The sequence below is a fragment of the Streptomyces sp. NRRL S-31 genome, assembly GCF_000718775.1.
Taxonomy (GTDB): domain Bacteria; phylum Actinomycetota; class Actinomycetes; order Streptomycetales; family Streptomycetaceae; genus Streptomyces.
Map to the genome: position 1 here is coordinate 1 of NZ_JOCB01000094.1, position 18,140 is coordinate 18,140.

Genomic DNA, 18,140 nt, shown 5'->3' on the forward strand with positions numbered 1-18,140 from the left:
GCGGAGACCGACGCCCTGGGAGCGGCCGCGGACCTGGAACGGCTGGCCGCGCTCGGCACCGCGCACGGCGTCGCGCCGTCCACCACCAGGCCCGAGGCCGCGCCCGAGCCCGCGCCCGAGGCCGTCGCACGAGGCACCGCGTCCCAGCAGCCGTACCTCCCGGTGCGGGGGCCGCAGGCGGAGCCCGCCGGCTCCGCCCCCGCCCCCGCCCCTGTCAGCACCGCCGTCGCACGGTTCGGTACCCCGGACGGTGCGAACGCCCTGGCCCACGTCGAGCCGGTGCCGCAGGAGACCGTCGTCTGGCTCCAGGACCTGGTCGCCGGGCAGGTCGAGGGCGACCGCGGGCGGGACGAGGAACTGCGGGCCGCCGTGCGTGCCAGGCTCACCGCCGGCTGGCTGAGCAGCGAGCGGGCCCGGCTGCTGGACGGGCAGGGCGCCGCGCTGCCGGTACCCCACCGAGGCAGGACCCACCTGGCCTTCCTGCGGCTCGCCCTCTCCGATCCCCGCCCCGGCGACCCGGCCATCACCCGGATGCCGGGCGGGAACCCGGTCAACACCCAGTCCTGGGCGTTCGGCGTCGACGCGCCCGGCAGCACCGCGAGCCACGGCACCCAGGCGCCGGTGAGCGCCGACTACTCCCACACCTTCCGGCCAGCGAGCACCGGCCGGCTGCCACAGGTGACGCTCTCCCCGAACCTCGGCTTCACCCTGGGCTGGCGCTCCTCCACGGTCACCACCAGCTGGACCGACCAGCCGATGCTCCTGCTGCGCAGCCGCGAGCCGTCCGACCTGTACGACTACCGCGTCGCGGCGGCGGTGCACGTCCGCGTGGCCGACTCACCCGCGGCCCGCCTCGCCGCGTACACCGCGCTCCCCACCGAAAACGTCTGGCACGACGCCCCCGGCCGCGTCGGCGTCTGGTGGCCCGAGCACCTCGCCGAGGACGAGGCCGGCCCTGCCGCCGCGACCGCCGGGACCCCCGATCGGCGCCCGGCGCCGATGGAGCTGCTGAAGCGGGTGCCGCTGTTCGCGGTGGAGGACGTCCCGTATGCCGACCGGGTCCTGCGGGACGTGCTGACGACGTACCGCGACGAACTGGCGGACATCTCCGAGATCTCCCTGAACGAACTGCGCATCTTCTTCGGCGAGGGCCAGCTGCGGGCCAACGCGCCCCTGATGGCCGACGGCTGGCACACCTCGCCCACGCTCTACGACGAGAGCGGTGAGATCATCGGCATGTTCCGGGTGCGCGTCGCACTGTCGCAGCGCACCGGCCCGGACGCCCTCGCCGGACCGCCCACCCGCAACTCCGTGCTGGAGTCGCACGTGCTGCGTTCCGTACAGACGACCGGCAGCACCAGGGTCGTCAACCGGATCGGCGCCGGTCTCGCCGTCGGCCTGGGATGGTCCCTGGGCACCCCCGATCCGGCCATGGGCGCCGAACCGCCCGGCCTCACGGTGACCGGGCGCGTCGGTCTCGCCCGGGAGGACGCCGTCACCCTCGGTTCCGGCAACGGCGGCAGGACGTCCCGCTCCCTGCGGACCACCCGCCCGCTGCTGCGGGTGCGGGCGGACGCCGCGTACGACATCAGGCTGGTGCGCCCCCACGGTCCGGAAGGCGTCCCGGCGTCCGGCACCCCGCTGGCCGGCGACGCCCGGTACCCCGTGATCCTCCGGGTGCCGTCCGAGGCCACCGTGACCGGCGTCCCGGGCGGCAGCCCCCGCTACCTGCCACCGGAGATCGCCCACCTGCGCGCGCTGGACGTGTCGGTCACTCCGTTGTCCGTCGACGGCGTCAGCCCGCTCTTCGACCGCCTGGAGGACTGGCTGCGCGACCACGGCTTCCTGCCGCCGGGGCTGCCCGGCGACGGCCCCTGGCTGCTCGGCAACGCACGCCGGCTCGCCTGGCTCCGCTCCGCGCCGCGCTACGCGCTCGCCGAGATGACGCAGGGCGGCCAGCGGGTCCGGTTCACCAGACCCTCTGCCACCGGTGAGCGCACCGTCTCCGTCGTGTTCACCACGGAGCGCCGCCACGCGCCCGGCCGGCCGGAGGGCGGTGTCGTCCACGAGGCGGAGCTGCCCCACGTGCAGACGCTCAACTACTCCGGCTCGGCCGTCATCGCCTCCGGGCAGAGCGAACACGTCCCGTGGGCGTTCACCGGCACCCTCCGGGGCTCCGTGACCGGCCTCTTCGGCGGTGCGGCGGGCCACTGGCTGCGGGAGATCGCCCCCGAGTACGACTACGGCACGCAGAGGTCGACCGCACACGCCGGCGAGTCGAACGCCGGCCACGAGTTCTACGCCCTGAACCCCGAGGTCCACGTCTTCGGCGTCCCCGCCGTCCACTCGATGCGGATCTGGACCGACGACGGCGTGGCCCTGCCGCCCGAGCGGCACGAGGGGTGGGTCAGACTCGCGCTGCCCGCCCACCGCACGCTCACGGAGCCGGCCACCGCTGAGGCCCCGGCGCGTCCCCGGCCGCGTCCGCGCACCGAGGCGGACCCGGAGCGGCCGGCCGGCGCGCTGCGGCTGCCGGAGACGGCGGTCATGGACCGGTTCCACGGCAGCGAGGCCGTGCGCGAGGCGGTACGCGCCATGTTCGCCGAGGCCGAACGGACGGCCACGGCGGGGGAGGCCCGTGGCACGGGTACGGCCACGGCGGGGGAGGACCGTGGCACGGGGACGGCCACGGCGGGGGAGGCCCGTGGCACGGGGACGGCCACGGTGGGGGAGGCCCGTGGCACGGGGACGGCCACGGTGGGGGAGGCCCGTGGCACGGGTACGGCCACGGCGGGGGAGGCCCGTGGCACGGGTACGGCCACGGTGGGGGAGGCCCGTGGCACCGGGACGCCCACGGCGGAACAGGACCGTGGCACCGAAACGGTCCCGGCGGAGGAGGCCGGGGTGGGGACCGCTCGGGCGGCCCGGCCGCGGGCCCGGCGGACCGCTGACGCCGACGGGTCCGAGCTGCCGCCCGTCCCGGGCGCTTACCCCGCCGAGCCGGCCGCACGGCCGGACGACGGCCCGGCGGCGCACGAGGACTCCGCGACCCTGCGGAGGCGGATCACCGCCCGGGTCGCCGACACGCTCCGCCGGACCCGGCGGCTCACCACCGGGGAACGGCTGACCGCCCCGCACGGCGTCGTCCAGGAGATCGTGGACGCGGCCCTCTCCCCGCACCACTTCCTCGCCAACGCCTACCGCATCCTCAACGACTCGTACGTGGTGGAGCTGCACGGCGCCGGCTCCTCCGGCCTCCTGTCCGGCCTCCAGGCCAGGATCGAGGTCAAGGGCCACCTGACGAACGTACGGACGCTGTCGCGCCCGGAGATGCTGGACTGGGAGCGGTGGGTGCAGTCCGTCGACGCCTCCGCGTACACCGTCGGCTCCGGCAGTGGCCACGCCTTCGGCCTCACCGGCGCCGGCGTCCACGGGGGACCCCGGACCTCGGTCGCGCCGGCGGGCCGGTACGCGCGGGGCCGTGTCCGCAGCGACGCCACCACGGTGCAGGACAACGCCACGAGCCTGCGCGTCACCAGCGTGAACGACGAGGTACGGGCCCTCCACCTCGGCGCGGACGTGCGCTTGGAGGTCAGCGTCGTGGTGGGCCGGGACAACGCGGTCGCCGGCAGGGTGGCGGGCGGCCCGCTGTACGAGGGGACGTACGTGGTCGACGTCGAGGACGGCCTGGGCTTCCTGCTCTCGCCCGACGACCTGGCCGACGACAGCCACCCCGGTCTCCGCCCCGATGACGCGCCCGTTCCCGCGCCCCCGGTTCCGGCCGACCGGCGGCTGCCCGACGGATTCGTCCGCAGCGGCGGGCAGATCGGCTACGGATCGGTTGTGGAGGTGCTCCCCGGAGGCGGCGGCCGGTCGGCGCTCGCGGACACCGTCCGCGACCTCGTGGAGAAGACGGTGCCCGGAGCCACCGTCCCCGGTTCCGCGACCTATGTGCCGGGCGTCGGCTCCCACATCAACGGCACCACCACCGCGCTGGGCCTGCACACCCTGGTGGGCCACGGTCCGGACGGGCGCACCGCCGGCCACTTCGTCGCCCTCTCCCCCCTGGGCGTGCCGCTGCTGGTGGAGATCGCCCTGAACGCCCGGCCCGCCGACGGCTGGACGGCGGTCCTGGGCCGCCCGGTGTCGGGCAAGCCCGGCCTGGACAACATCCTGGGCCGCACCGGCGGTGACGGCAGTGTGCTGCCCGACCCCGGGACGACCCGGCGGAGCAGCACCACCGCCCGCACCAGGGCCGCCGACCTGTCCCTGCTCCTGGGCGCGGACGGCCATCAGGCCCGCCTCGCGCTGTCGGGAGGACGGCAGACCGGCGCCACCTGGGCCGCGACCTCGCTGCGCGAGGAGCGGCTGTGGCAGCGCAGCATGGGGGAGCGGAGCGTCCGGCAGTACCGGCTCCCGTACGAGTTCGGGGTGACCGTCACGGCCCGCGTCCTGGACAGCTCCTCGCTGCTCGCGCTCACCCGGCTGCTCGGGGCCGCCGCGGAGCGGACCGGGCTCGCCCACCTGGCCGTCGCCGCCACCGGGATGCTTCCCGGCGCCGTGCGCGAGACCCTCGAGCGTCTGGCGGGCCTGCTGCCCGCCGCTCACCGGCAGGAGTCCGGAACGGTCCGGGCCGACGTGGTGATCCGCTTCAACGAGTCCGAGACCCTCCCGGCGCCGGACCCCGCGCCGCCTGTGGCGACGGCGCGGCCGGACCGGGCGGCCGGGACCGCCGGGGCCACCGGGGCCGGACCGGGGACGGACGGGGCGGCGGCCGGGGCGGACCCCGGTGGGCCCCGGCAGGCCCGACCCGGTCGGGAGCCCGAGCAGGCCGAGCCCGCCCCCGTCACCCCGGCCGTCTACACCGAGGACCCCGCCGTGCCGCCCGGCACCCGGCCCGGCGAGGTCGCCCTCGACGTGCGGGTGCCCGCCGTACTGAGGGCCCGGCTCGGCGGGCCGCGGTGGGAGTTCCCCCGGCGCCGGCCCCTCGCGCTGTACGACTTCGACGCCCTGCCCCGCTTCGCCGACGCGCTGCGCGCCGTCAGTCCGGGACTCGGCGCACCGTCCGGGCGGCACACCTCCGTCTCGCGGGAGGCCGGCCTCCTGCGGCTGGTCGGCCCCACCCTGACCGGGCTGCCGACGCGGCTGACCCCGGCCGCCGTCACCCGGTACCTGGGGCAGCCGGTCACGGAAGCGGTGACGGTCCAGGTGTCGGTGCACGACCCGGTCGTCACGGCCCGCAGTGCCGACACCGCCATCGACCGGGTCAGGATCGCCACGGACGGCTCGTACGCCCAGGCCGACGGAACGACGACCGCCCTGGCGACGGCCGGTTACGGCGGCCCGCTCGACGCGGCGGGCGACGACCGCCTCGGCGCCGCCGCGCCGCTCGCGGGAGGACACCTCGCCGACGGCCAGACCCACGCAGCTGCCGCACCCCGGCGCGAGATGGGCAGGTTCGGCACCGCCGTGGCGCGGACGGAGCGGGGAGTGCCCGGCTACCTGACCGAGGTGGTCCTGAGGATCGAGGTCACCGGCCCCGAGGGCGCCAAGCGGTGGGTGGTCGGCAACGCCCGGCTGCGTACGACGGTGGAGCCGCCGGCCCGGGACCGCGCGTCCGGCGCGGAGCCGGCCGTGGACGGCGGGAGCGGCCCGGTGGCCGCTCCCGCCCACGCCGCCCGGCCCGCCGCGGACCGTACGGAGAGGTCCGTCGGCGTCCGGCCCGTTGCGGACCCGTCCTCGCGTCCGGCACCCGGTACGGGCGACCGCGCGGTTCCCTCCGCGGGCGCGGCCGCGGAAGTCGGCGCGTCCGGAGCGCACCGGGCGCAGTCGGTGGAGGACGAGATCGTGGCGCTGATGAGGGGGACGAGCATCCCCGCACAGAGCAGCCCCGTGCGGAGCGGCCCGTTGCAGAGCGGTCGCGGCCGGCCGGCCCGCCCGCCGCGGGCCGAGGCGGCCGGCGCCGGCGGCGCCGACCGCACGAGCATCCCGGACGCCGGCCACGAGCCCCTGGGCGTGCCCCTCTGGTCGACCGCCACCACCGGCCGTGCGGTCGGGCACGACTACGCCGGCGTCGTGCCACCCGGCGAGGTGCTGCCGCTGAACACGTGGGCGACCTGCTTCGCAGTACGGGACCCCGCCACCGGGGTCGAAACCGGGCACATGTCGCCGACACCCTGGCACGCGCTGGCCTCCTTCGGGCAGACCCCTTACTTCGCCCTGCTCGGCGGCACACCGGACCTGCTCCGGGTGCGTACCGCGAACGGGGTGGTGCCCATGGCCGGGCACGTGCTCGCGGACCATCTGGCGACCGTCCCCGAGCTGCGGTCCCTGCCGGCCGATGTGCCGGTCGTCCTGCTGATGGCCGGCGGCGCGTCGGGCCGGTTGGACCTGCCCCGGCTCGTGGCGGCCCGGACGGGGCGCGAGGTGTGGGCCCACAGCGGGGACGTCCGGCTCCGTCGCACGCAGGACGGACGGAACCTCCTGATCACGTTGGTGGTTCCCGATGACCCGTCGGTGCCGTACGGGCAGTGGGTGCGCAGTCTCCCGGACGACCTGGGCACCTCCTCGGCACGGGAACGCGCGACCGTGCTGCCGCCGCCCCCCGAGCTGCTGACCGCGTCGGACGGGAGGACGGTCTCCACGGACTCGATCCAGCAGTTCACCGTCGTCGGCCGGGACGGCAGACCGGTGGGGCGCGCTTCGCACACCACCGCGGACTGGGCCAATGCCGAGCCCATCTTGATCCGGCGCCCGCTGGACGCCGCCGAGACCTACGTGCAGGCGTACTGGCCCTCCCCGACGTCCGAACCGGTCACTCTGCCGGGAACGGAACGGCGTCTGCCGTGGAGAGTGACCGGCACGGCCCCCTACTTCGTCAACATGCACGGGTCGCCCGACGAGGTGGACATGGTCCTGACCGGCGGGGACATCGTCTCCTTCGACGGGCGGCAGCTCGGCCGGTTCCTCCGCCGCCGGCCGAGTCTGTCGAGCCGTCCGGCCGACGATCCGATCGTCCTGGTGTCCTGCTCCACCGGAGGCCGGACCACGGCACCGCAGGGGAACGTGGCGCAGTTGGTCGCGGACGAGACGCAGCGCGTCGTATACGCCCCCGACGAGGTGACGACCGTCGGGTTCTCGACCAAGGGCGACAGGTACGGCAACCCGGGGCTGTGGCTGACCTTCTACCCCCGCTGGAACCGGCACCGCCGGCCGCCGGATCCGGCACGGGGCGAGCGGAACACCGACCACCGTCAAGAACGTGACCGAGGGGCAGTGAGATGAACGGCGACAGCGACATCGAGCGAACGGCGGCCGGCACCGCGGAGGCGGACACCGGGGCACAGGAGTACACACCGGAGGAGTCGGGGGCCGGGAACTCCGCGCACACCGGCCCGGTGGGCGCCCCGGAGCTGCCCGCACAACTGCGGGAGGCCGCCCGGTCGGCGCCGGAGCACTGGCTCGCCCTGACCGACCCCGGCTGGATTGGCGAGGGGCCCCCGCCGCCGTGGGCGGTGATGGGACAGGTGCGGTCCGGCCCGGACGGCGAGATCGAGGAGTGGCGGGCCAACGACGAGCACCGGCCCTCGCCGGTGACGCGCGGCTGGCCGGCGCCCACGGACGAGATCGACGAGGCGATCCAGCTCGCGGTCACCGGTTACGGGCCCGTCGAGGACGTCGTCCGGCTGCTCGCCACCGCAGAGGTGGCCTTCCCGGTGGACCCGGCCGGACATCCGCTGGTGGCGTCCACCCCGGACGGCATCCCGGCCCTGCCGGTCTACACCTCGGGCGGTCAGATCGCCGGGCTGGGCCGACTGGCCCACGAGGCCCTGCCGGTCGCCCGGCTGCTGTCCCTGCTCGCCCCGGAGCAGCGGCTGCTGGTGAACCCCGCGGGCGCGGCCTGCCTGCTGCTGGAGACCGAGGCGCTCCTCGGGGCGGACCCCGAGGAGCCGGCGGACCCCGAGGAGCCGGCGGGCGCCGAGGAGTCGGCGGGCGCCGGTGAGCCGGCCGCGGCCGGGACGGGGGACCTCGCCGGACAACAGGCCGGCTGAACGCGCGGCAGCCGGCCGCTTGAACGCGCACGCCGACCGACCGGGGGCGGCCGGGGCCACCCAGGCCCCGGCCGCCCGTCCACGCGCCCGCCTCCGCCCCACGGCGAGGCCGCCCGTCCGCGCGCCCGCCTCCGCCCCACGGCGAGGCCGCGCGTCACTTCCCGCCGCCGGTGCGGTCCACCCTGTCAGGAGGGGGTGAGAACCATGCGGAAGCGGGCCTCGCCGCGGAGCATACGGTCGTACGCGTGCGCGGCGTCGGCCAGCACCGCGTGCTCCGTGAGCGGTGCGATGCCCTGTGCCTCGGCGAAGCGCAGGTTGTGCTCGTTGCCGGCGGGCGTTCCGGTGAGGGAACCGCTCACCTCCACCGCGCCGAAGATCAGCTGACGCGGGGTGACCCGGACGGGCTCGGGGCTGACCCCGACGACGACGAGCTTGCCCCCGTGGGCCAGGCCCCCCAGGAGGGGAGTCAGGTCTCCCGCGGCGGCGGTCGCCAGGACGAGGCGGGCGCCCCCGAGGTCGCTCAGCCGGGCGGCGACGTCGCCGGCGGTGCTGTCGATGTAGTGGTGCGCGCCGAGCCGGACGGCCAGGTCGGACTTGTCCGTACCCCGGGCGACGGCCGCCACGCGCAGACCGAGTTTGCGGGCGTACTGGATGCCGAGGTGCCCCAGTCCCCCGACTCCCTGAACGGCGACGAGGTCGCCCGGAGCGGCGCCGTCCCGGCCCAGCACGTTGCGGGTGAGGGCGTGGTAGACGGTGAAGCCGGCACACAGGAGAGGGGCGGCGCGGAGCGCGCTCATGGTCTCGGGCACCGACACCAGCGCGGTCTGGCGTGCGTACATCACCTCCGCGTAACCGCCGTCGGTGTGGACGCCCGTGTACGGCTGGTCGGTGCAGCCGACGAAATCCGCCTGGCGGCACCGCTCGCAGACGCCGCAGTGGCCACCGAGGAAGCCCACCCCCACCCGGTCGCCGATGTCCCACCCGGTGACACCGGCGCCGAGCGCGTCGATGCGGCCGACGGCCTCGTGGCCGGGCACCCGGTTGGCGGTGCCGTCGTCGTGCGGGTGGACGGCCACCCCGTCGCTGTGGCAGATCCCGCAGGCCTCGACCCGGATCCGCACCTGGCCCGCGGACGGCTGGACCAGCTCCCGCTCGGCAAGGCGCAGACCGCCGTCCGGAGCGACCTCGACAACACGGTAGGCAGGCATGCTCGGTCTCCCTCAGATGTGATGACGTCAGCCGGCGCGGCCCGACGGGACGGCCTCCGGCCGCGTCCCCCGCGCACGGCGTGGGCGCTGGACGGCGACAGCGGCGCCGTCCGACACCCCGTGGGTTTCTCATCCTCGGCCACCGTTGTGGAGGCGTTGTGGGCGCGTTGTTGACCGCACACCCGGCGGGGCGGGCCACCGGGCCGTCGGCGTGGGCGGGCACCGCGCCCGGCCTGCGGGTCCTGCCCGGGCCGTCACACCTCCACCCCCCCCCGACACGCCGGCACGGAGGGCAGGACGAGGGGCGTCCGGGCCGGAGAGAGGGCAGTCGTTTGACAGATGTCCCGCACCGCCGCCCTCCCGCAGACTCACTCCCGATCACATGTGAACGAGGTGTGAAGCGGGTTCCGGCAGCGGTTCCCGTCCCGCCTCCTGAACCCCGCACCCGCAAGGAGAGCAGTGACCAGGAAAAGCGAGATGATCGTGCGTCCCGCGCACGATCTCGGCGGGCTGCCGGCCGGGCCGGTCGTCCCCTCGGACCACGAGATGACACCCTTCGAGAAGAACTGCCACGCGCTGCTCAACGTCCTCGCCGCGCGCCAGCTCGTCAACACGGAGGAGAAGCGCCGCGGGGTGGAGGACCTCGGGGCGCAGGTCATCGGCGAGCTGACCTACTACGAGCGATGGGCCGTCTCGGCGTCCAAGGTGCTGATCGAGAAGGGCGTCATCACCTCGGAGGAACTGGGCGCCAGGATGAACGAGATCCGTGCCCGGCTCACGGAGGCCGCCGCATGAGCACCCGTTTCGCCCCGGGCCAGCGCGTACGCATCGCCGACCGCGACGCTCCCGGACACGTGCGGACCCCGGTCTACGTCCGCGGCAAGGAAGGCCGGATCGAGCGCGTCCTGCCCCGCTTCCTCAACCCCGAGCGGGAGGCCTACGGCGTCAACGAGGGCACCGATGTGCGCCTGTACCGGGTGCGCATCGAGCAGTCCGCCCTCTGGCCCGACTACGACGGCCCGGCAGGTGACGTGCTGGAACTCGAGATCTACGAGCACTGGCTGGAGCCGCTCGGCCACTCCCACCCGGAAGGAGCGTGACGGCGTGACGACCACGCACGACCACGCGGAAGGCACCGCCGCCCACGGCGACCACACGCACGGCGACCACACGCACGGCGGCACCGGCACGGCCGACCCGCACGCGCCCATCGAGAACACCACCGCCGAACCGGACTACTTCGACGTCCTGCAACAGGCCATCCGCGAACTGCTCGTGGACAAGGGTCTGATCTCCGCCGACGAGGTACGCGCCATGGTCGAGACGCTCGACGCGCACCAGCCCGCCCTCGGCTCGGCGCTGGTCGCGCGGGCGTGGACCGACCCGGACTTCAAGGCCCGCCTGCTGGCCGACGGCACGGCGGCCATCGAGGAGTTCGGCATCGACAACTACGACGGCACCAGGCTGATCGTGCTGGAGCAGACACCCGAGGTGCACAACCTCGTCGTGTGCACGCTCTGCTCGTGCTACCCGCGCCCGGTCCTGGGACTGCCGCCGGACTGGTACAAGAGCCGCCCCTACCGGGCCCGCGCCGTGCGCGAACCCCGCGCCCTGTTGCAGGAGTTCGGCACCGAGGTGCCCGGGGACGTGACCATCCGCGTGCACGACAGCAACGCGAACATGCGTTACCTGGTGCTGCCGATGCGTCCCGCCGGGACCGAGGACATGGACGAGCGGGAACTCGCCGCCCTCGTCACCCGGGACACCATGATCGGCGTCACCACGCCCAGGCTGCCGTGACCGGGTCCGGTCCACGGCCGGAAGGCTCCGGGACGGCGTACACACGTGTGTCCGCCGCTTCCGACGGCGAGCGGGCCGGGGACGCCCGGTGGGTGTTCCTCGGCCGGCCGCTGTCCTCGTACCTCGCGGAGGCGCTGGGTTCGGCCTGGCTCGTCCTGGCCGCTCTGACCGCGGTCTCCTTCACGATGCGGGCGGACGGCCGGTACCTGTCGTCGTGGCCGCCGACCGTGCGCCTGGCCGTCGTGGGGGCCGCGGTCGGCGGCAGCGTCGCGGTGTTCTCCCTCACGCCGCCCGGCAAGGAGTCCGGCGCCCACCTCAACCCGGCGATCAGCCTGTTCATGGCCCTCCGCGGCGTCCTGAGCGGCACGGACCTGCTCGCGTACTGCGCCTTCCAGCTGGGCGGATCGGTACTGGGCGTGTTCGCCGCCCGGGGGCTGTGGGGTGAGCGGGTCACCGCCGTCCACGACGGGCTGATCCAGCCCGGCACCGGCTGGGGTGGCCCCGTCGTCGTCGTGCTCGGCGAACTCCTCAGTACCGCCGTCCTGCTGTGGGTGCTGGCGGCCATGACCGCCCGGCCCCGGCCCCGGTCCACGCCGTGGGTGCTCGCCGCCGTGATCTGGGGGCTGATCACCACCACCGGTGCACGGACCGGGGCGAGCTTCAACCCCGCGCGCAACTTCGGTCCTCACGTCGTCTCGGGCGACTACCACCTGTTCTGGGCCTACATGCTGGCGCCCCTCGCCGGAGCCCTGGTGGCCGCGGCGGTGACGGCCCCCTTCACGGCCCGCCGGGCCTGGACCCACAGGGTGTGCTGCGCACGCGACATCCACCGCTACCACCGGTCCCCGCCGCTCGCGCGGCACCGCCTTCCCTCCTCCCCCAGGTGATCACCATGTCCCACACCACCATCGGCACCGCGGCGGTCGTGTCCGCCTCCCGGCCGGCCCCCGCGGGTGCGCAGGCCCCCGACGGCGAGAGCCTGCGCCGGCAGGCACGGAGCGTCGTCACGGCGCTGGGCCTCGACGGCACCGGGATCGCGCCCGACCTGGTGCACGCCCTCCTGCGCGCGGGCTTCCCGATACAGACCGACACCCTGACCGGCGGAGTGGAGATCCGGACCTGCCCGGAGTACTACGGGCCCGGCTCCCTCCTCGTCAGCTGGGCCCCGCACGAGGCGGCGTACACACCCTTGGACCCCCGCGTGACCCATGTGGAGAGCGTCATGACCGGCGCCCTGCTGGACGCCGTGCGGGCGCTGGGGTTCCGGGCCAAACGGCTGGGCGCCTCCTACTCGGTCCAGGTGCAGCCGTGGGGGTCCGGTGTCCCGAGCTGACGCGGCGGCCGGGTTCGTGCGCACGCACCGGAGCACGTGCGCGCTGGTGTCGGGCATCGTGCTCACCACGGCCGGCACCCTGGTGGCGCTCGCCTACGTGGTGTCCGCACACCGGTTCACCGTCGGCACCCAGGTCTTCGGCACCGGGCTAGGTGTCACGGCCTACATGCTCGGGGTCCGGCACGCCTTCGACGCCGACCACATCGCCGCCATCGACAACACCACCCGCCGCTTCCTGGCCGAGGGACGGCCGTCGACCAGTCTGGGCTTCTGGTTCGCGCTCGGACACTCGTCGGTCGTCGTCGCGCTGAGCCTGCTCACCGCCCTCGGAGCCCGCCTGGCGACCCGGCTGACCGACGACTCCTCCACCGTCCGCCTCGTCCTGTCGGTGCTCGGTACGTCCGTCTCGGGGACGTTCCTGTGCCTGGTGGGCGTGCTCAACCTGGTGGCGCTGCGCCGCATCGCCGCCCTGTACCGGGCGGCCCGCCGGGGCGATCACGACGAGGAGCGGCTGAGCCGGGCCCTCGACGACCGGGGACTGCTCTCCCGGCTGCTGCGCCGTCTCACCGCCTCGACGACGCGGCCCTGGCACATGTTCCCCCTCGGACTGCTCTTCGGCCTCGGCTTCGACACCGCGACCGAGGTCTCCCTGCTGGTCCTCGCGGGCGCCGGCGCCACGTCCGGGGTCCCGTGGTACGCGCTGATGCTCCTGCCCCTGCTGTTCACCTGCGGGATGAGCCTCTTCGACACCCTCGACGGGGCCTTCATGTCCGCCGCCTACCGGTGGGCCTTCGACCATCCCCTGCGGCGCATCCACTACAACCTCACCACCACCGGTCTGTCGGCGGCCGCGGCCCTGCTGGTCGGAGCGGTGGACCTGGCGACCGCGCTGAGCAGCAGGATGCCCGCGGTGGACAGGGCCCTGCCCTGGCTGGCCGACATCGACCTCAACGCAGTCGGCTATCTGATCGGCGGTCTCTTCCTCGTGGCGTGGATCCTCTCCGCGCTGTACTGGAAGGTCGCCGGCTCCCCGGGACAACACCCCGGGACGGCGGTCCGCACCCCCGCCACCACAGCGGTGCGGGTCGCGGCCCCGCCGGCCGAACAGGAGGCCTGACGCACGGCAACGCCGGGACACGCCGGCCCCTGCGCCCCGGCGGGGCCGCGATCCACGTGCGGGGCGCGGGGCGTCAGCCCTGGCGGGCCTTGAAGCGCGGGTCCTTCTTGTTGATCACGAACGTCACGCCGCGCCTGCGGACGATCTGGGCGCCGGGCTTGTTCTTGAGCGAGCGCAACGAGTTGCGTACCTTCATGGCCGTCTCCTTGTGTGTGATCGAACCGGGACCGCCGTCAACGGCGGGTGTGAGCGGTGTTCCCTCAGCGCCGCTCGAACCGCTGCACCCGGGTCAGCGTTCCTCGCGGAAGAGGACGTGCGTGCCGGTCTTCGGGTCGTACTTGCGCAAGGTCAGCCGGTCGGGGTCGTTCAGGCGGTTCTTCCGGGTCACGTAGGTGACGCCGGTGCCGGCTGTCGACGTCAGTCTGACGACGGGCCGCGTGGTGCCGCGTGTCATGAGATGCCCCTTTCACGTGCACCCGAGTCGATTGACTCGGGCATGTCAGGCAGGAGGTATAACGGCATCCGCCGGCCCCGCATTCCCGGCGCCGGTGAGGGGGCCGGGAGGCACGACGGCGCCGCCCCGTCCGCGCTCCGCCCACCGGGCATCCACGGCCGACGACTGCCGTGGGCCTGGCGCCCGGTCGGCCCACGGCCGGGTGGGACGAGGACCCCGGCACATGTGAACCGCCCGTGGTGAGCCGGCTACGAGTCGCGCCGCCTCATGACGCCGGATCCTGGTGGGCCGGTCGCCATATGTCGGGGTGGGCGGCGGCGAGGCCGCGGGCCGTCGCCCGGCACGCGCTCACGAAGTCGGCCACCGCATCCGCATCGTCGTCGCCGCGCCACATGACGCTCATGCGGTGGTAGAGGCCGGGGATCGGCACGAAGGCCACTTCCGGATGTGCGGCGAAACGGAACGAGGCCGGAACCGCCGACACCCCGAGCCCCGCCGCCACCAGATCGGTCACCGCCGACGGCGCGGTGGGTATCACGTTCAGTTCGACATGCGCGGCCTGCGCGGCGGCCTGCAACTGCGCCCAGCAGTGCCCACGTTCCCGCACCGGAAAGAGCAAGGCGTCGTCGGCCAGGTCGGAGACCGTGACCTGCGTCGCGCGGGCCTTCGGGTGTTCCCGTCCCACGAGCGCGCTGGTGTGCTCCTCGATCAGCGCCTCGCTCACACATCCGTCGACGGGATGCTCGTCCCAGGTCAGCACCGCGTCGACGCGTCCGCCGACGAGCGCGGCCGTCTCGTCGTGGTCGTCCAGGCCGGTCACCGACACCCGCACATGCGGGTGAGCGGTGCGGAAGGACCGCAGCGTTTCGGCGAGGAGGCCGCCGGGCGGTCCGGGCAGCGGGGCGGACACCGTCAGCACCACGGCGTCCTCGCGGCCCGCGGCCACCGACCGGGCGGCCCGCACCAGCCGGCGGTTCTGCGCCAATGCCCGTTCGGCGTACGGCACGATCAGCCGGCCGGCCGCGGTCAGCTCGGCTCCCCGGGGCGTGCGCTCGAAGAGCACCACCCCGAGCAGCCGCTCCAACTGCTGCACTTGTCTGCTGAGCGCCGGCTGGGCGACGCCGACACTGCTCGCGGCATGCCCGAAGTGCCCCTCCCGCGCGACCGCGAGGAAAGCCCTCAGCAACCGGGGCTCGACATCGGGCTCGGACGATGTCGTCCTGAACGGTGTTCCTGACGTGTTCACAAGAGAAGTCACCTTCGCGGTCGGGGCGCCGGACGCGGCACGGCCACGTCCGCAAGGAAGAACCCTCGCGCCGGCGGGGGCATTCCGTCACGGCATCGCCTGATGTCGGAACGGTCTTGGACGGTACCCGACCGGTTCTGTTGAGATGACAACGAACGCATCGGAAGCGAGGATTCACATGACGTCCCTGTCCGGCAACATAAGTTCCCCTGTCCTGACGGACCCCGACACCCAGACCGCCGTCAACTTCCTGGGCGGTCTCGTACGCATCCGGGCCCGGGCGGCGGACACCGCGGGCGCCTACGCGCTGCTGGAGCACAGCGGGGAACGCGGCTACATGTCTCCGCTGCACCTGCACGAGTCGGACGAGGAGACCTTCCTGGTTCTCGAGGGCACCCTGCGGGTCGAGGTCGGCAACGAGGTGCGCAGTGTCGGCGCGGGTGCCCTGGCCCTGCTCCCCAGGGGGCTCGCGCACGGCTTCGTGGTGACCTCGCCCCAGGCGCGGTTCCTGACGCTGCACACCCCGGGCGGCGGCTTCGACGAGTTCGTGGCCGAGATGGGCGTCCCCCTTGCCGCCGCCGAGGCCCTGGCCGGCGGCGCGGGCCCCGACCCGGAGGAGCTGACGCGCGTCGCGGCCTCCCACGGCATCCAGATCGTCGGCCCGCCGCTGCTTCCCTGAGCCCGGCGCCCTGCCCGTACCGGCCGGCTCCCTCCCGCACCCCTCCTGCGGGAGGGACGGGGCCCCGTAGCGCTGCCGTCCCGCGGCCTCTCCTCACCCGGTCGCCGGCCTCCCGCCGCCGGCCCCGGCCGCACGGGAGTCGCTCGTCCGACGTCCGGTGCGGCCGGGGCCGGACGGGAAACCGGGGCTCAGCCCCCACAGGCCCGGGGAGAAGCGAGTAGACGACCGGTACGCCACCATGGCGGACCGGGGTTGCCGGTGTCCGCGGCCGTCTGCCGCCGCCGCGAACCGAGCACCCGCGAGGGGCCGGTACGCGGGTGATCCTCCGCCTTGCGATGACCGCACCGGACGCCGCGGTCTGATCCGGCCTGATCCGAACGGAACCCCCTCGGCCTCACCTGACGCATCCGGACGGACCGCACTCGGACCAGGGTGGCGTCCGGCGCGTTTCCATGAGCCGGTCCCGGCCCACCGCGGGCCGCGTCGGGCCGATCGCTCGGCGGACCGGAGGAACGTCCGGCCCGTCACACGGACAGGGGTGCGCCTTCGTGCTCGCCCGGCTTGCCGGAGTTGCCGGGCCCGCGGGAGACCCGGGAGCCGGCGTTGCGGCGCAGCCACAGCGTGCTCGGCCAGAGGGCGAACAGCACGGCGGCGACGCCGGCGAGCGCGATGGCCGCGCGGGGGCCGGTGACTTGAGCGACCAGGCCGGCGAGGGCGGCACCGATGCCCTGCGCCGTCAGGTTCATGGACGCGGCCACGCCCATTCCCTGGGCGCGCTGGGCGTCCGGCAGCATGTCGCCGAGGAACGACACGGAGAGGACGACCTGGATCGCCCACAGCGTGCCGCTCAGTCCGAAGACGACCAGGGCGGAGCCGGGGCCACCACCGAGCAGCACCAGCGGCAGTGGTGCTCCTGCCGCCAGGCAGGCGATCGGGAACGCGCGCGTCCTGTGGCGTTCGGGCAGGAAACGCGCCAAGAGGCCCAGCCCCAGGAAGGAACAGGCGGCGGAGGCCGCCAGGAGGAAACCCACCCAGGCCGGATCCGCGCCGATCTCGTGCACGAACGGGGCGACGAGGCTGTCGGGTGCCATCAGGAAGAGCCCGGACAGCGTCGAAGCGAAGATCGCGCGCTGTCCGCGACCGCTCCACACCACACGCAGACCGCCGACCAGCGAGCGTCGCTGAGCAGCGGAGGCCGAAAGGGGCCGGGAGCTGACGAAGGATCTGATCAGGACCGCTGACAGCGCGAAGGTGGCGGCGTCGACGGCGAGGCACACCCGGGGGCTGACGGTCGAGGCGATGATGCCGCCCGCAGCGAAGCCGGCCAGCTGCCCCGCCTGGTTCACGGACTGCCGCAACGCCATGGCGGCCGTGTACTGCTCCGTGTCGACGATGTCCCGCAGGAGAGCCAGATGGGCCGCCTTGTAGGGCCCGTTGAGGAACGACGACGCGGCGACCAGGACGCACAGCGCCGCCAGCGGGATGCCGGGAATCGTCATGGCGGCCACCTCGACCGCACGGACGGCGTTGATGGCGACGATGACCTCACGGCGCGGCCTGCGGTCCGCGACGGTGGACAGCAGCAGGGCGCCGGCCATGGTGGGCAGGTAGGTGAGCCCGTAGGTCAGGCCGGTGAGAGCGGCGGAGTCCGTCCGGTCGAACACCATGACGGTCAGGGCGACGCGGGAGAACTGGTCCCCTATGACGGAAAGGAATTCCGTCGCGCTCGTCACGCGGAATTCGCGGAGCCGGAGTACGGCCCACATCCTCATGAAGCTGCCGATCTCTGCTGAGCCATGTGCCTTCCCGTGGAGCCGGCCCGTCGCCCCGCGGGCGCCGGTGGGGTGGACGAGGGAGTCGGTCGATGGTCCGCCGCCCACCCCCTCGGGCTACTTGGTGGACCAGTCCGAAGGACCCGCGAACCAGTCCGGGGGACCCGCGAACCAGTCCGGGGGACCCGCGAACCAGTCCGGGGGAGGAAGTTCCGTCGCTCGGTACATGACGCACCATCTTTCTGTCCGAGGGTGACGCGGCGGTCACACCTTCGTGCGCAAAGGTATGTCGCGCTGTCACACCCGCGCTATAGGGGAGGTCACAGGTCCGGATTTGAACTACATGTCACTGTCCGCCGTTCACACGTGGGAGCGCCGGGCTCCGGCTGAGACGGTGAACGCCACGGCGGAGAGACCCACAAATATGGAGTTTATGTTGTGATTGTGTTGTCCTATGTTGATTGGGTCGGGCATACTGCA

General features: G+C 74.2%; 14 protein-coding genes. 9 read left to right on the top strand and 5 right to left on the bottom strand.

The window, feature by feature from the left end; genetic code table 11:
* Both IF37_RS45055 and IF37_RS0130340 read left to right on the top strand, forming a co-directional pair.
* On the top strand, window positions 1–7,284 hold a 7,284-nt coding region (locus tag IF37_RS45055; protein ID WP_030749655.1), incomplete at its 5' end, for a hypothetical protein.
* Window positions 7,281–8,051 carry a type VII secretion system-associated protein gene (locus tag IF37_RS0130340; protein ID WP_063886423.1) on the top strand — a complete coding sequence of 257 codons (771 nt, stop codon included), beginning with the start codon at window positions 7,281–7,283 and terminating at the stop codon, window positions 8,049–8,051. The genes IF37_RS45055 and IF37_RS0130340, both read left to right, overlap by 4 nt.
* Before the next feature lie 185 nt (window positions 8,052–8,236).
* Here IF37_RS0130340 and IF37_RS0130345 read toward each other — a convergent pair whose 3' ends face one another.
* Window positions 8,237–9,259, bottom strand: coding sequence for an alcohol dehydrogenase catalytic domain-containing protein (locus IF37_RS0130345; protein ID WP_079165958.1), 1,023 nt, complete (start codon window positions 9,257–9,259; stop codon window positions 8,237–8,239).
* A 459-nt stretch (window positions 9,260–9,718) separates the two neighbouring features.
* Here IF37_RS0130345 and IF37_RS0130350 point away from each other — a divergent pair, with 459 nt between their 5' ends.
* From IF37_RS0130350 to IF37_RS0130375, 6 genes are read left to right on the top strand one after another with little or no spacing between them, the layout of a single operon-like run.
* Window positions 9,719–10,054 (top strand): SH3-like domain-containing protein, encoded by a 336-nt coding sequence (locus IF37_RS0130350; RefSeq protein WP_106981884.1) that lies wholly within the window; start codon window positions 9,719–9,721, stop codon window positions 10,052–10,054.
* Window positions 10,051–10,359, top strand: coding sequence for an SH3-like domain-containing protein (locus tag IF37_RS0130355; protein WP_030749668.1), 309 nt, complete (start codon window positions 10,051–10,053; stop codon window positions 10,357–10,359). Before IF37_RS0130350 ends, IF37_RS0130355 begins: the two co-directional genes overlap by 4 nt.
* Before the next feature lie 4 nt (window positions 10,360–10,363).
* Complete coding sequence (gene nthA, locus IF37_RS0130360) at window positions 10,364–11,059, top strand: nitrile hydratase subunit alpha (protein ID WP_030749671.1); 696 nt, start codon at window positions 10,364–10,366, stop codon at window positions 11,057–11,059.
* Between the two features lie 47 nt (window positions 11,060–11,106).
* Complete coding sequence (locus IF37_RS0130365; protein WP_253915894.1) at window positions 11,107–11,946, top strand: MIP/aquaporin family protein; 840 nt, start codon at window positions 11,107–11,109, stop codon at window positions 11,944–11,946.
* A gap of 5 nt (window positions 11,947–11,951) precedes the next feature.
* Window positions 11,952–12,392: a hypothetical protein gene (locus tag IF37_RS0130370; RefSeq protein WP_253915895.1), complete on the top strand. Its 441-nt coding sequence runs from the start codon at window positions 11,952–11,954 to the stop codon at window positions 12,390–12,392.
* Window positions 12,379–13,509: a HoxN/HupN/NixA family nickel/cobalt transporter gene (locus tag IF37_RS0130375; protein ID WP_079165960.1), complete on the top strand. Its 1,131-nt coding sequence runs from the start codon at window positions 12,379–12,381 to the stop codon at window positions 13,507–13,509. The genes IF37_RS0130370 and IF37_RS0130375 overlap by 14 nt, the downstream gene beginning before the upstream one ends.
* Before the next feature lie 73 nt (window positions 13,510–13,582).
* On the opposite strand, the gene ykgO is transcribed toward IF37_RS0130375, so the two are convergent.
* From ykgO to IF37_RS0130390, 3 genes are all read right to left on the bottom strand, one after another.
* Complete coding sequence (ykgO, locus tag IF37_RS0130380) at window positions 13,583–13,705, bottom strand: type B 50S ribosomal protein L36 (RefSeq protein WP_030749682.1); 123 nt, start codon at window positions 13,703–13,705, stop codon at window positions 13,583–13,585.
* Between the two features lie 93 nt (window positions 13,706–13,798).
* A complete protein-coding gene (gene rpmG / locus IF37_RS0130385) occupies window positions 13,799–13,963 on the bottom strand; it encodes a 50S ribosomal protein L33 (protein ID WP_030749684.1) in 165 nt (54 codons plus the stop codon).
* A gap of 265 nt (window positions 13,964–14,228) precedes the next feature.
* Window positions 14,229–15,209, bottom strand: a complete 981-nt coding sequence (locus tag IF37_RS0130390; RefSeq protein WP_030749686.1) for a LysR family transcriptional regulator — start codon at window positions 15,207–15,209, stop codon at window positions 14,229–14,231.
* A 178-nt stretch (window positions 15,210–15,387) separates the two neighbouring features.
* On the opposite strand from IF37_RS0130390, the gene IF37_RS0130395 reads away from it, so the two are divergent.
* Window positions 15,388–15,888 (top strand): cupin domain-containing protein, encoded by a 501-nt coding sequence (locus tag IF37_RS0130395; protein ID WP_030749688.1) that lies wholly within the window; start codon window positions 15,388–15,390, stop codon window positions 15,886–15,888.
* A 524-nt stretch (window positions 15,889–16,412) separates the two neighbouring features.
* On the opposite strand, the gene IF37_RS0130400 is transcribed toward IF37_RS0130395, so the two are convergent.
* Window positions 16,413–17,621, bottom strand: coding sequence for an MFS transporter (locus IF37_RS0130400; protein ID WP_158727414.1), 1,209 nt, complete (start codon window positions 17,619–17,621; stop codon window positions 16,413–16,415).
* Window positions 17,622–18,140 lie beyond the last annotated feature (519 nt).